Origin of the sequence: Herbaspirillum sp. RV1423 (assembly GCF_000577615.1) — a bacterium.
In the GTDB taxonomy this organism is placed as follows: domain Bacteria; phylum Pseudomonadota; class Gammaproteobacteria; order Burkholderiales; family Burkholderiaceae_D; genus Herbaspirillum.
Genome location: NZ_CBXX010000010.1, coordinates 72,479 through 86,482 on the forward strand (window position 1 = coordinate 72,479; position 14,004 = coordinate 86,482).

Consider the following 14,004-nt stretch of genomic DNA (forward strand, 5'->3'; position numbering starts at 1 on the left):
CTTTTTTCGTCCGAAAATCTTCACAGTCCTTCGTCGGCGATCTGCGACAGCATGCGTTTCAGGATATCGGTTTCGCGCATGCGGTTGAGCCACCAGGTCAGCGCCGCGCCGTCTTCGCCGACGCGCCAGGCCAACGAAAAGGTTTCATCCGCGCGCGGCTCTTCGACTTCCTTGACGACCAGCGCGCCGGATGCGATCGCCTTGCGCACGCATGGTTCGGGCAAGAAACCGAAACCCACGCCCGCCAGTTGCAAGGCGTATTTGCTGCGCATGTCCGGCACCGTCAGCGTGTCCTGTCCGAACAGCAGGCCGACCGTGCGCGGCGCCATCCGGCGCGCCGAATCGGCCACGCTGATGGCGCGGTAGGGATGCAGGTCGGCCTTGCTCAACACCTTGTCCACTTTTGCCAGCGGATGGCTCGGCGCCACCACGAACATGAAGCGCACCGTACCGATCTGTTCGGCGACATAGCCGCCGCCGGCCGGCCCTTCGCCCGGCGCCGCGATCAGCAAATCCACGCGACGATCCAGCAAGGCTTCCCAGGTGCCGGCCAGCGACTCGCGCGCAATGCGCAGGCGCGTGCGGTCGGCGACCTGGTAAAACGCCACGATGTCCGGCTCCAGCGAAGCCGCGGAATACAACGAATCGAGGCCGATCGTGAATTCGGTCTCCCAGCCTGAGGCGACGCGACGCACCCGGTGCTCAAGATCTTCAGCGGCCTTGAGCAGGTAGCGCCCTTCTTTCAGCAATTCTTCGCCGGCGCGCGTGAGCGCCACTTTCGGTCCCTGGCGTTCGAATACCTGTACGCCGAGATCCTGCTCCAGTTTCGACACCGTATAGGAGATCGTCGACGGCACGCGGTGCAGTTCAAGACCTGCCGCCGAGAACGAACCGCGCCGGTCGATCGCATCGAGAATCAACAAGGCGTCGAGACTGATTCTGAACATGGAGATTCCTGCAAAAAGTGAGGTTGAACGCCGACGATCAGGCTTCGATGGAATAACCCGCAGCCACCCAGGCGTCGATGCCGCCGGTCAGCGGACGCACGCGCTTGTAGCCGCGCTGCATCAGTTGCTTGGCGACCAGCGCCGCCGAAGCTTCGTTGGGACAGGCGCAATAGACGATCACTTCATCCTCCATCGGCGCATCGAAGACGAAAGTATGAATCTCCTGATTGGAGATCGTCAGCGCGCCGGGAATGCGGCCGGTCTGTTGCGACGCCGGCGAACGCACATCGACGATGGTCGGACGCTCCCCGCTCTTCAACAAGCTGTCAAGCTCGCCAACCGAAATGCGCGCCATTTCCAGCGACTTGCGAAAACGCCGACGCTGCCACCATTTGCTCGCAACGAACACGGCAAAAGCAATCGCCACCAGCATCATTCCGTATTGACCCAGCTCGGCCAACACATTGAGCACATCGTCGATGGCGGTGTTGAACAACGCACCGAGGAAAATCGCCAGCCCGGCCCACAAGGCCGCGCCGACGCCGTCATACAGCAGGAACCTGCCGCGCGTCGTGCCGACCGTGCCGGCCAGCGCGCTGGCGATCGAAGCGAAACCGGGAATGAATTTGGCGACCAGCAGCGAACGCGCACCCCAGCGCGAATAAATCGACTCGGTCTGACGCACGCAGGAATCGGGAGACAGGGAAATGCGGCACAGCGTCGACATGATGCGACGGCCGTAACGCTTGCCGGCAAGATACCAGGCATAGTCGGCGATCAGCGCGGCAAACACCGCCACCGACAGCAGCAAGGCCACGGGATACTGGCCGCGGTAAGCCAGCGCCCCGGTGATCACCAGCGTCGGATAAGCAGGAATCGGCGCGCCCAACTGCTCGGTCAGCACGTTCACGAATACGATGATCAGACCGTACTGTTCAATCAGGTGGTACAAATAACTCATCGCCGCTCCACTGCCCTTGTGTTTACTTGCGTTCAACTATCCGAATGTTCGAATTTTGCCCCTGGCGCACATTATAAAGAGGAAGTCGCCGCCAGCCCGGCCTTTATCCCGATATATTCGGCCCGGATCATCGCGACCAGAATCGCAGCCGGCAACAGCAGCGCGAGGAACAACGCATAGCGGTAGGCAAACGCCCCGCCGATGGCACCCGCGCCGAACGCGACGATAGGCCAGAAGAACTTGATGCAGCGCTGGCGCACACCGGCGTCGGCCGCGCCGCGCAACACATCCACCACATCAATCACCAGTTGCGTGACGTTGCCAGTCATGACCGTAGTTGGCGTCAACTGCGGCAGAATCAAGCGGGAGGCGGCGTTTTGCACGCCCATGGCGGCGGCGCCGAACATACCTGCCAGCAAGGCCGCCGTCGCACGCGCATCGGCCACCGGGGCGATGCTCTGGCCGATGCTCATGAACGCCAGCAGGAACAGCAACTGCAGCGCCAGCACATAAGGCAGCGCCGGCTTGCCGCTGCGCTCCAGCCAGATCACCGCCATGCGCGTGAGCACCACCGAAGCGATGAAGGCAGGGAAAGCCAGGAACTTGATCAACACGCCGTGCGAGGGATTCGCCAGTTCGCTGCCGATCAAAACGAAGTTGCCGGTGACGTGCGCAGTGAACAATCCGAACAGGGCGACGAAGCCGACCGTATCCACATAACCCGCCAGAAAGCTCATGGCGATGCTCTGGCAAGTGGCGCGATTGAACTTGTCCATGTCAGTCCTCGATCTTCTGCGCCAGCGCCGCATCGATGGAATAGCGGCCGGCGCCCATCAACGTGATGCCGCCAAACACGATCATCAGCAACCAACCGAATTGGCCTTCCGCCACGCTCCAGTCGGCATGCACCAGGAACATCGACACCGCCAGCAGGAACAACACCGCGGCACTGGCAAGCCGCGTCAGGATGCCGGGCACAATCAGCACCGGGCACAGGACTTCGGCAAAGATCGCGAACCCCAGCGTGAAAGCGCGGCCGACGTGCAGTGGATCGTCGATATGTTGCAGCTCGCCGGCGAAGTTGATGATCTTCGGCAGGCCATGCACATACAGCAACAGCAAGGCGCCGCTCAGGCGCAAGAACAGCAGGCCGAGATCCTGGGCCGGCGCCCACAGCAGGCGCGGCAGCCAGGATTGTTTTGAAGTGTGAAAGGTTTGCATTGCAATTTTCCTCAATCAGAAATGTCCCGCCAGCACATAGCCGGCGACTACGTAACCCAGTGTCATGGCCACCACCAGCGACGCGCCGACCGGCGTCGGCGGCGTCGGCGAAGGCAGGCCGAACCAACGGCAGACGGCGCCGATCAGCGTGCCCAGCACGGCTCCGGTGAACAGCGCGCTCATGATGTCGCCTTCGCCTGCCTGGTTGCCCTGGCGGCCAGATAACGATCAGTCAGCCAGTAGCCGCTGCTCATCAGGAACACCAGCAAGGCGCCGCTCAGGACCGGCGGCGACGGCACCGGGATCTGCGCCAGATGGCAGCAGAAACCGACCACGAAGGAGAGTGCGAGGCCCCAGATGATTTTTGAATAAGTCATGACGTTCTCCTGCGCTCAGAAGGCGAAGCAACTGCAACCGAGCGCGCCCCAGAAGCCCGAAAAATTCGAGGCCGGCACCGACGAGCGGCGTGCGATGTCGTGCGAGTGCGCATGGACATTGCAGGCTCCCGCGCACTGGTGCGGCAGAATCAAACGGCGTTGCTGCTGCTGGCTTTGCGCACCTTGCTTGAGCGGCCGATAGTGGCCCGGCACGTTCTTGACCGGCGACCATTCCGGCAGCACCGGAATCGGCGGCGGCGCCAGCGGGTCGAACTCTTCGGCGCCGTAGACGATCTTGCCGCCGACCACGGTCATGACCGATTCGATGGCTTTGATGTCGTCTTCCGCGACGCTGAAGAAGTCGGACGACAGCACCGCGAGGTCCGCCAACTGGCCGGCCTTGATGCGGCCCTTCTTGTCCTGCTCGCTGGAGAACCAGGCGCTGCCGGCGGTCCATAATTCGAGCGCAGTCTCGCGCGGCAAACCGGATTCCGCCAATTGCAGGCCGCCTACGGTTTTGCCCGATACCAGCCAGTACAGCGCGGTCCACGGATTGTAGCTGGCCACGCGGGTGGCATCAGTGCCGGCGCCGACCGGCACGCCCATGTCCAGCATGCGCGCCACCGGCGGCGTGGCCTTGGCGGCTTCCTGACCGTAGCGGTCGACGAAATATTCGCCCTGGAAAGCCATGCGATGCTGGATCGCCAGACCGCCGCCGAGCGCGCGCACGCGTTCGATGTTGCGCGGCGAAATGGTCTCTGCATGGTCGAACATCCAGTGCAGGCCGTCGAACGGAATGTCGCGATTCACCTTTTCGAAAACATCGAGCATGCGGCTGATCGATTCGTCGTAGGTCGCATGCAGGCGGAACGGCCAGCGGTTGGACACCAGATGGCGCACGACTTTTTCGAGTTCGTCTTCCATGCCGGCAGCGAGTTCGGGACGCGGTTCGAGGAAGTCTTCAAAATCGGCCGCCGAGAACACCAGCATTTCGCCGGCGCCGTTGTGGCGGTAGAAATCGTCGCCCTGACCCGGCTTGACCAGGTCCGTCCAGCGCTGGAAGTCTTCCAGTTCCTGGCCCTTGCGCTGGGTGAACAGGTTGTAGGCGATGCGAATCGTCAGTTGTTGTTCGCGCGCCAGTTTGTCGATGATGGCATAGTCTTCCGGATAATTCTGGAAGCCGCCGCCGGTGTCGATGACGCTGGTCACGCCGAGGCGATTAAGTTCGCGCATGAACTGGCGCGTGGAATTGATTTGCTGATCGAGCGGCAGCGACGGGCCCTTGGCCAGCGTCGCATACAGGATCATGGCGTTGGGGCGGGCGATCAGCATGCCTGTCGGGTTGCCGGCGGCGTCGCGCTGGATCTCGCCGCCCGGCGGATTGGGCGTGTCCTTGGTGTAACCGACGGCACGCAACGCGGCCTGGTTGAGCAAGGCGCGATCGTACAGATGCAGGATGAACACCGGCGTATCGGGCGCGGCGGCGTTGATTTCTTCCAGCGTCGGCATGCGGCGCTCGGCGAACTGGAACTCAGTCCAGCCGCCGACCACACGCACCCACTGCGGGTGCGGCGTGCGCAAGGCTTGCTCGCGCAACATGCGCAGCGCGTCGGCCAGCGACGGTACGCCTTCCCAGCGCAGTTCGAGGTTGTAGTTCAGGCCGCCGCGGATCAGGTGGATGTGCGAGTCGTTCAGGCCCGGCACCGCGCTGCGACCGTTCAGGTCGATCACTTGCGTGGCGTCGCCGCGATGACGCATGGCTGCTTCGGCGTCGCCGACGGCGAGGAACTTGCCGTCCTTGATCGCTACGGCATTGGCCAGCGGTTGTTCTTTGTCGATGGTATGGAAACGTCCGTTCAGCAGAATCAGGTCGGCGCTCATGTTCACTCCTGGGTTGTTCGTCATGCGTTGTCGAGGGGACTACGAAAACTGCGGGATCCCGTTCATCGATGAAGCAGGATCCCGGATGAGGGCTTGATGGCCGATCAATGGCCTTCCGAAGCGTTGAACATGGTCTTGGCGTAGATCAGGCCCAGGCCGTATGCGCCGCCGTTGGCGATGGCGGTCGCGACGGTTTGATTGTAGGTCTCGGTGCGGGCCCAGTCGCGCTGCAATTCGAGCAGATATTGCAAGGATGTCATCGGCCGCGCGCCCAGTTGAATCATGCGTTCGACGGCGCGTTGATGGGCTTCGTTGGACACGTCGCCGCTGGCGTCGGTGATCACATAGACTTCAAAGCCCTGGTCCAGCGCCGACAAGGCGGGGCCGACGATGCACACGGAAGTCCACAGGCCGGCCAGCACGATCTTGCTCTTGCCGATGGCGTTGACGCGGTCAGCGATGCGCTGGTCTTCCCATGTGTTCATGGTGGTGCGGTCGATCACTTCCTGTTCGGGGAAAACGGATTTGATTTCATCGAAGATCGGGCCGGAAAAGGACTTTTCGGCGACCGTCGTCAAAATCGTCGATACCTTGAACTCCTTGGCGGCCTTGGCAACCAGCGCGGCATTGTTGCGCAGGGTGACGGCGTCGATCGAATGCGTCGCAAACGACATCTGCGATTGGTGATCAATCATGATCAGGGTGTGGTTGGTTGGGTTCAGCAGGGTGCTGCCTGGTTGTGCCTTTGCGATTGCCATGATGCTCTCCTTGTAGGTATGTGCGATTAATTCGATAAATGGGATGAACCGTGCTGCCTTGTTTGATGTGCCGCTTTCACTGCGGCTTCATCAATGGAGCGAAGTATGGAGGAGTGGAAGACGAAAGAAAAACGGAAAGATTAATGATCAATTATCGAAATATTCGAAAATTAAATGAAAGGCGTTTTTTCACTCCAACTTTTGCTTTCCAGGCAATAAAGTTTTGCTTTCCAACCTATTTCTGCAATAGCGCTTTGCCCGCATACTGCACGACACGGCAATGCACCACCACCCATGCAAAGGAACCACATGAACACAATTCCCGCTTTCGGTCTCGGCACCTTTCGCCTGAAAGACCAGCAAGTCATCGATTCTGTCGCCAACGGCTTGGAACTCGGCTATCGCCACATCGACACCGCGCAGATTTACGGCAATGAAGCCGAAGTCGGCAAGGCGATCGCCGTCGGCAAGGTCGCGCGCCAGGATCTGTTTGTCACCACCAAGATCTGGACCGACAATCTGTCCAGGGACAAACTGATCCCCAGCCTCAAGGAAAGCCTGTCCAAGCTGCAAATGGAGCAAGTCGACCTGACGCTGATCCACTGGCCTGCGCCCAACGACAGCATCGCTGTCGCAACCTACATGGAAACGCTGGCCGAAGCCAAGGCGCAGGGCCTGACCAAGCTGATCGGCGTGTCCAATTTCACCATCGCGCATCTCAAGCAAGCCATCGCCGCCGTCGGCGCCGCCGAGATCGCCACGCTACAAATCGAGATTCATCCCTTCCTGCAAAACCGCAAGGTGGTGGAGTTCGCGCGCAGCCAAGGCATCCATCTGACGGCCTACATGCCGCTGGCCTACGGCAAGGTCATGACAGATCCGACCATCGTGGAAATCGCCGGGGCGCATCAGGCCAATCCGGCGCAGATCGCGCTGGCGTGGTCGTTGCAACAAGGCTTCGCGACCATCCCGTCGTCGACCAAACGCGCCAACCTGGAAAGCAACCTGGCGGCAAAGAACATCCGCTTGTCGGATGCGGAAATGCGAGTCATCGCCGCGCTGGATCGCGGCGAACGCCTGGCCAATCCCGGTTTTGCGCCGCAATGGGATTAAGCTGATTCGTGCGCAGCCCATCAGCCATCAATGAGCGGATGGGCTCTGCCAACCTCACCTTCCCTTCGACGCAAAAACTCGACTCTGCATTTTTTATTTAAATTGCTTGCAATTTAATTTTGTTAAATTTAATATTCGATCCATGCACTGACTCCACCGTTCAAACCTGCAAAGGTTTCCCCGATGAGAGAAGCGCATGCATGCAGCATCCAGCTCGTCGAAACATCAAATATATTGCACACAATTTAATTGCTTGATTTTAATCTACCCAACCACTGAAAGGAAACATCATGAAATCCATCAAACAGATTCTCGCCCTCAGCGCTATCGCTCTTGCCAGCGCCGCCGCCGTGCAGACCGCATCGGCAGCATCGGTCGAACCGCAAACCCAGGGTTTCCTCGACGCCCTCGCCGCTGCCGGCGGCCCGCCGATCTACACATTGACGCCTGAACAGGCGCGCAACCTGCTGGCCGGCGCGCAATCGGGCCAAGTCGCCAAGCCTGCCGCCGACATCGAAGACCGCGTGATTCCGGTCGGCCCCACCGGCAGCACCCGCATCCGCATCCTGCGCCCGCAAGGCAACAAGGAAACACTGCCGGTGGTGATGTATTTCCACGGCGCCGGCTGGGTGATGGGCGATGTCAATACGCATGACCGTCTGGTGCGCCAGATCGTCGACGGCGCCAAGGCCGCGGTCGTGTTCGTCGACTATGACCGTTCGCCGGAAGCGCGTTATCCGATCGCCATCGAACAAGACTACGCAGCGACCAAATACGTCGCCGAACATGCTGCCGAATTCAACATCGACGCCAGCCGTCTGGCGATTGCCGGCGACAGTGTGGGCGGCAACATGGCGGCGGTGGTGAGCCTGCTGGCGAAGGAACGCAAAGGTCCGACGATCAACTATCAGGTGCTGTTCTATCCGGTCACCGACACCAATTTCGAAAACGGTTCGTACAACCAGTTCGCCAACGGCCCATGGCTGACCAAGGAAGCGATGAAGTGGTTCTGGAACGCCTACCTGCCGGCCGGCGCCAACCGCAAGGATCCGCATATCGCGCCGTTGAACGCGACGCTGGAACAATTGAAGGATCTGCCGCCGGCATTGGTCGTCACCGACGAGAACGACGTGCTGCGCGATGAAGGCGAAGCCTATGCCGCCAAGCTGGCCAAGGCCGGCGTGCCGGTGACGCAAGTGCGCTACCTCGGCACCATCCACGACTTCGTGATGCTCAATGCACTGGGCGATACTGCCGCCGCGAAGAGCGCCGTCGAACTGGCGACGTCCAACTTGCGCAAGGCATTCGCCAAGTAATCAGGCCGACGCGGGCAACAAAAACCGCCCGCTCCCTTGATGGAGGCGGGCGTTTTTGATTAGATGCGGTGCTTTACGCTGCAACCGCCACCGGCTTGCCATGCTGCTCACCCTTGATGCGCAACACCATGACGGCGCCGATCAGACAAGCCACGCCCATCAGTATCGACGACGCCGTGTAATCGCCAAGGTTGGCGCGCATGAAGCCCGATATCGTGGTGGCAGTGGCAGCGCCCAGTTGGTGACCGGCGACGATCCACCCGAACACGATGGGCGCCGCCAGGCGGCCGAACACATCGTTGGCCAGACGCACGGTCGGCGGCACGGTGGCGATCCAGTCGAGTCCGTAAAAGATCGCGAACACGGTCAGGCCGAAGTAGTCCAGACCGAATGCATAAGGCAGGAAGATCAGCGCAATGCCGCGCAGGCCGTAATACCAGAACAGCAGCACGCGCGGATTGAAGCGATCCGACAGCCAGCCCGACAAGGTCGTGCCGATCAGATCGAGCATGCCCATCGCCGCCAGGATGCTCGCGCCGCCGACTTCGGAAATGCCGTAGTCGTTGCACATGGCGATGAATTGCGTGCCGATGTAGCCGTTGGTGCTCATGCCGCAGACAAAGAAGCTGAAGAACAGCAGCCAGAAGTCGCGCACCTTCATCGCCTGGCGCAGCGAATCGAAGGCAATCGCCAGCGGATTGCCCGCCTTGACCTCGGCATCGGCCGGCGCATCGGCGGCCTGGCCGTAACGGCGCAGACCGACGTCGGACGGACGCTCCGGCAAGAACAGCGCAACCAGCGGCACTGCCACGGCGGCAACGATGGCGACCAGGAACGCCACCGAACGCCAGCCGTAATGTTCGACCATTGATGCCATCAACGGCAAAAACACCATCTGGCCGGTGGCGGCGCTTGCCGTCAGCAAGCCCATCGCCAGGCCGCGGCGCATCTCGAACCAGCGGCTGACGATGGTCGCACCCAGCGTATTGGCGGCAACGCCGGTGCCGGAGCCGACCAGCAAGCCCCATGTCATTACCATGTGCCAAGGCATTTGCATCAACGTGCTCAAGGCGGTGCCGACCGACAGCAGCACCAGCGCGCCCATCACCACCGGGCGAATGCCGAAACGTTGCATCGCTGCCGCGGCGAACGGGCCGATCAGGCCGTACAAAGCGATATTGAAGGAAATCGCCAGCGAGATGGTGGAACGATTCCAGCCGAATTCATGTTCCAGCGGCAGGATCATGACCGACGGCGTGGCGCGGATGCCGGCCGAAGTCAGCAAGACAAGGAAGATGATAGCCACCACTATCCATGCGTAACTGAAACGGTGCGAGGTGCGCGTGGCGATGGCTTGCGTGATTTTATTCATGACGCTCGATCGGTAATAATGGTGAAAAATGGTGAATAAAAAACCATCAATGCAAGACACATTGATGGTGCTCATGGCGCGACGTCAAAACAAACGACCCGGACGTTGCCGGATCAGGCTTCCTGCAATCTGTCGTAGGCATCGTCGATCATGCCGGACAAGGCCGCATGCATGTCCTCGCCCAGCAGGCCGTCGATTTCCAGTTGCGCCTTTACCCAATGGGGGCGAGCCGCATCAAGCTTGGCCTTGCCTGCAGGACTCAGGGCCAGCCCGAAGGAGCGCTTGTCGACATGCTCGTCCGGCGGCATATCGACGGTCGCGATCCAGCCGGCGCTCATGAGCGGCTTGATGTTGCGGCTCAGGGTGCTGCGGTCCATGCCCATCTCCGCCGCCAGGCGGATATTGGCAATCGGACCGTGCCTGCCCACCCGGCTCAGCAGCGAGTACTGGCTGATGGTGAGTTCGTCCGGCAACAAATGCCGGTCATAAATCGACGTGATGCGCCTCGTCAACCTGCGCAAACGGGTACAAGTGCATTGGTTAAACATAGCGGATTCTGCCTCTCACAAATCAATGCATATGCATTGATGTATATGCATGCTAATGACCCGTCCCCTTCCTGTCAAGCCGTCTTTTTTATTCGTGGACAAAAAATGGCGCCGCAACGACGACGCCATAGAGATAAACGGAACTGGAAGAATCAGGCGCTACGCGATGCAGCCTTCTTGCGCGACGCCTTGACGGGCTTGGTCGGGGCGGAGGCGACACTTTCGGACTGCGTCGGCGCGGCGTCATTGGCCGCCGCCTCCACCGCCCGCTGACGCGCGAAATTGATGCGCGCTTTCATGCTCTCGTTGGCCTGCGGCCCCGGCGCAAACACGAAATCCGGCGAGGTCAGGCGTTTGCCGGTCTTGCCGTCGATCATCACCGGCTCGGCCACTTCGCCCGAGGTTGCATCGACCAGCAGCACGCTCGGGCCTTCCGGCGCAAAATGCTTGTTGCCCCAGGTGTTGAGCGCGACCAGGACGGAACGGAAATCGCGCCCCAGGTCGGTCAGGATATATTCGTAGCGCGGCGGCCGCTCGCTGTACTGGCGGCGCTCCAGCAGACCGGATTCGACCAGCGAGTTGAGGCGGCGCGTCAGCATGTTGGGTGCGATGTCCAGGCTCTTCTGGAACTGGTCGAAACGGGTCAGCCCGTGCAGCGCGTCGCGCAGGATCAGGATGCTCCACCACTCGCCCACGCGTTCGAGCGTGCGGGCTACCGGGCATTGCATGTTGCCAAAGCTTTTACGTTCCATAGACAACTCCCATCAAACTGACTATCATTTCCAACTAACTATCATTTTGCAATTAACATTATAGAACAATCAGGACCTGCTCGCACTCGCGGATTTAACGTGAACAGGCCCTTGGGAGACCTGCCATGTCCGTCAACTTGCTCTATCTGGAAGACTTCGCTCCAGGCCAACAATTCAGCCATGCCTGCGATGAGCCGCTGAGCGCCGAAGCCATCAAGGAATTTGCCGCCAGCTACGACCCGCAGCCCTTCCATCTCGACGAGACCGCCGCCGCGCAAAGCTTCTTCGGTGGACTGGCCGCCAGCGGCTGGCATACCGCGGCGCTGACCATGCGCTTGCTGGTCAAGACTCTACCGATCAAGGGCGGCATCATCGGCGCCGGTTTCGAGGAATTCCGCTGGCCGCGCCCCACCCGTCCGGGCGACCGCCTGCGCGTCGAAATCGAGGTGCTGGAACTGAAGTTCTCGCAATCGAAACCGCAGCAAGGCTTCCTCAAACATCGCGTCACCACCTACAACCAGGACAACCAGCCGGTGCTGGTCATGACCGGAAATTTACTGGTGCCGCGCCGGCCCCACAATTGATCAGTTCTCGAAAATGAACTGAGTAGCCTTGTCGGCCGGCAAGGGTCTGCCGTAGAAATATCCCTGGATTTCATCGCATCCCCAGCTACGCAACAACTCGCGCTGGGTCACGGTTTCCACGCCTTCGGCGATCACCGACAAGCCGAGGTGATGACCGAGGTTGATGACCGCCTGCACGATTGCCGCATCCTCGCTGTTGGGACGCAAATGACGCACGAAGGACTGATCGATCTTGAGCTTGTCGATGGAAAACCGCTTGAGGTAGGCCAGCGACGAATAGCCGGTGCCGAAGTCGTCGATCGCCAGCGTCAAACCGCGCTGGCGCAAGTCTTCCAACAACTCGATGGTGCGCTCGACGTCGCGCATGACAATGCCTTCGGTGATTTCCAGTTCGATAAAAGTCGGATCGATCATGCTCTCGCCCAGCGTCGTGGTGACGCGGCGCAGGAACGATGGATGGTGGAACTGGCGCGGCGAAATATTGACCGCGATGATGAACTTGCGCGAGGTTTCCAGGCTCCAGATCTTGGCCTGGCGACAAGCTTCGGCCAGCACCCAGTCGCCGATCGGCACGATCAAGCCGGACTCCTCCGCCAGCGGGATGAAATCGGCCGGCGGAATCAGCTCGCCGTTGCGGCGCCAGCGCACCAGCGCCTCGAAGCCGACCAGGCCATCGTCGACCAGGCCTTGTTGCGGCTGATAGTGCAGCTCCAACTCGTTGCGTTCGATCGCATGCCGCAACTGCGCCTCCAGCGCCAGACGTTCCTGCGCACGCGTGTTGAGCGCATTCGAATACGCCACGAAACAGTCGCCGCCGGCATCGCGCGCCGCCTGCAGGGCAGCATCGGCGTTTTGCAGCAAGTGTGCCGGCTCGGCGCCGTCGCGCGGATATTCGGCGCCGCCCATGCTCATGCTGGAAAATATCTCATGCTGGCCGAACTCGAACGGTTGGCGCATGTATTCCTGCAGGCTGGACAAGGCTTCCTGGAAGCTCGGGTGATCGCCCTCCGATTTGTACAGGATCGCCACATTGGCGCCGTCGAGGCGGAACACTTCGCCGCCGTGACGCTCGGCCGCGCGTTTGATGCGGCCGGCCATTTCCTGCATCAGGCGGTCGCCGAAGGCATGGCCGAGGCCTCCGATGACGCGCTCGAAGCGGTCGATCATGCCCAGCACCACCGTATGCGGCTGATCGTTCATCTTCCTGAGACGGCGCTCGAACGAGCCGCGGTGCGCCAGTCCGGTCAGCGGATCGTGCGCAGCCTGGAAGGCGAGCATATTTTCCGAACGGAAGCGCGCCCACACGTGATACATCATGAACAAGGCAGTCAGCAGCATGCCGACGCTGTAAATGTGCACGAGCCGCGTGATCTCATCAACGCCGGCGTTGGCCGTGTCGCCGACTTCGTACACACTCACCTCGACGTCGCGCTTGGCCTTGTCGAGCAGATCGCGGATGGTGTTGGTCTTGACATTGAGGTCGGTCAGCAGAGTGCGCGCCTGTTCGCGATTGACGGGCGCAGTCGTCATGATTCTTTCCAGCGTCGGGCCCATCGTCAGCACCGCGTCGTAGTCGCTGCGCAACGCACCCATCTGCACCGCCTGCGCGAGGTCGCGGCGCACCGACTCGAAATTGTCGGCCATCTCTCTCCCGGCCTGCGCTTCGAGATGATCGAAACGTTCGCGACCGATCGAGGCGACATAGTATTTGTTGAGAGCAAGCTGGTAGCGCAGCAGCGCGCTTTCAAAGTCGGAGAGATGGCGCAGCGTTGGAATCTTTTCCTGCAACAGCGGCGTCGTCGACGCACGAATATCCTTGGCTGTGCGCGCCATGGCGAAAAACAACGCAATACCCGCGGCGATCACGACCACCAGCAAACCGTAAATCGCCCAGCGATAACGTCGGCTCACCACTTGCATACTTGAACCCCTGCGTAGAAACCCATCCCCGGAAACGGCACTCGTCGCGCAACAAGCCGCTGTGATGCGCGCCCTGTAACGGTTAACCTGTATTTCCCTGAGTCAGGCTTGAGTCATTATTCGGCAGGCGCCCAGCCTGCAGCATTGTTTCTTGCCCGAAGCTCGTCTGTCGGAGCGTCTTGCTATTAAAACCCGTTTCATCGATAACTTGGCGCAAAAAATTATACCGGGAATAGCGGGACTTACGGCATTTC

15 protein-coding genes are annotated in these 14,004 nt (G+C 60.7%); 3 read left to right on the forward strand and 12 right to left on the reverse strand.

The window, feature by feature from the left end; all coding sequences use genetic code 11:
- Positions 1-20: 20 nt before the first annotated feature.
- From RV1423_RS12210 to RV1423_RS12245, 8 genes are all read right to left on the reverse strand, one after another.
- The gene (locus tag RV1423_RS12210; RefSeq protein WP_034296862.1) at positions 21-947 is read right to left on the reverse strand and encodes a LysR substrate-binding domain-containing protein; all 927 of its coding nucleotides are present in this window, start codon (positions 945-947) and stop codon (positions 21-23) included.
- Between the two features lie 37 nt (positions 948-984).
- The gene (locus RV1423_RS12215; protein ID WP_034296864.1) at positions 985-1,908 is read right to left on the reverse strand and encodes a DedA family protein/thiosulfate sulfurtransferase GlpE; all 924 of its coding nucleotides are present in this window, start codon (positions 1,906-1,908) and stop codon (positions 985-987) included.
- Positions 1,909-1,979: 71 nt separating this feature from the next.
- The gene (locus RV1423_RS12220) at positions 1,980-2,684 is read right to left on the reverse strand and encodes a YoaK family protein (RefSeq protein WP_034296866.1); all 705 of its coding nucleotides are present in this window, start codon (positions 2,682-2,684) and stop codon (positions 1,980-1,982) included.
- 1 nt (position 2,685) lies between these two features.
- The gene (locus tag RV1423_RS12225) at positions 2,686-3,129 is read right to left on the reverse strand and encodes a DoxX family protein (RefSeq protein WP_051516650.1); all 444 of its coding nucleotides are present in this window, start codon (positions 3,127-3,129) and stop codon (positions 2,686-2,688) included.
- A 15-nt stretch (positions 3,130-3,144) separates the two neighbouring features.
- Entirely contained in the window at positions 3,145-3,312 is a 168-nt protein-coding gene (locus tag RV1423_RS12230; protein WP_034296868.1) for a DUF1427 family protein, read from the reverse strand.
- Positions 3,309-3,506 (reverse strand): DUF1427 family protein, encoded by a 198-nt coding sequence (locus RV1423_RS12235; protein WP_034296870.1) that lies wholly within the window; start codon positions 3,504-3,506, stop codon positions 3,309-3,311. The genes RV1423_RS12230 and RV1423_RS12235 overlap by 4 nt, the downstream gene beginning before the upstream one ends.
- Before the next feature lie 15 nt (positions 3,507-3,521).
- Positions 3,522-5,387 carry an amidohydrolase gene (locus tag RV1423_RS12240; RefSeq protein WP_034296872.1) on the reverse strand — a complete coding sequence of 622 codons (1,866 nt, stop codon included), beginning with the start codon at positions 5,385-5,387 and terminating at the stop codon, positions 3,522-3,524.
- A 104-nt stretch (positions 5,388-5,491) separates the two neighbouring features.
- Entirely contained in the window at positions 5,492-6,145 is a 654-nt protein-coding gene (locus RV1423_RS12245; RefSeq protein ID WP_034296873.1) for a hydrolase, read from the reverse strand.
- Positions 6,146-6,454: 309 nt separating this feature from the next.
- On the opposite strand from RV1423_RS12245, the gene dkgB reads away from it, so the two are divergent.
- Complete coding sequence (gene dkgB, locus RV1423_RS12250; RefSeq protein ID WP_051516651.1) at positions 6,455-7,258, forward strand: 2,5-didehydrogluconate reductase DkgB; 804 nt, start codon at positions 6,455-6,457, stop codon at positions 7,256-7,258.
- Positions 7,259-7,548: 290 nt separating this feature from the next.
- On the forward strand, positions 7,549-8,574 hold the full coding sequence (locus tag RV1423_RS12255; RefSeq protein ID WP_034296875.1) for an alpha/beta hydrolase: 1,026 nt from the start codon (positions 7,549-7,551) through the stop codon (positions 8,572-8,574).
- Positions 8,575-8,647: 73 nt separating this feature from the next.
- Here RV1423_RS12255 and RV1423_RS12260 read toward each other — a convergent pair whose 3' ends face one another.
- The 3 genes from RV1423_RS12260 to RV1423_RS12270 form a co-directional block, all read right to left on the reverse strand.
- The gene (locus tag RV1423_RS12260) at positions 8,648-9,946 is read right to left on the reverse strand and encodes an MFS transporter (RefSeq protein ID WP_034296972.1); all 1,299 of its coding nucleotides are present in this window, start codon (positions 9,944-9,946) and stop codon (positions 8,648-8,650) included.
- Between the two features lie 113 nt (positions 9,947-10,059).
- A complete protein-coding gene (locus RV1423_RS12265) occupies positions 10,060-10,494 on the reverse strand; it encodes a MarR family winged helix-turn-helix transcriptional regulator (protein WP_034296877.1) in 435 nt (144 codons plus the stop codon).
- Between the two features lie 152 nt (positions 10,495-10,646).
- On the reverse strand, positions 10,647-11,246 hold the full coding sequence (locus RV1423_RS12270) for a helix-turn-helix domain-containing protein (RefSeq protein WP_034296878.1): 600 nt from the start codon (positions 11,244-11,246) through the stop codon (positions 10,647-10,649).
- Between the two features lie 125 nt (positions 11,247-11,371).
- Here RV1423_RS12270 and RV1423_RS12275 point away from each other — a divergent pair, with 125 nt between their 5' ends.
- A complete protein-coding gene (locus RV1423_RS12275; protein ID WP_034296880.1) occupies positions 11,372-11,830 on the forward strand; it encodes a MaoC family dehydratase in 459 nt (152 codons plus the stop codon).
- Here the strand turns inward: RV1423_RS12275 and RV1423_RS12280 are convergent, their stop codons facing one another.
- Positions 11,831-13,750 (reverse strand): bifunctional diguanylate cyclase/phosphodiesterase, encoded by a 1,920-nt coding sequence (locus RV1423_RS12280; RefSeq protein ID WP_034296881.1) that lies wholly within the window; start codon positions 13,748-13,750, stop codon positions 11,831-11,833.
- Positions 13,751-14,004 lie beyond the last annotated feature (254 nt).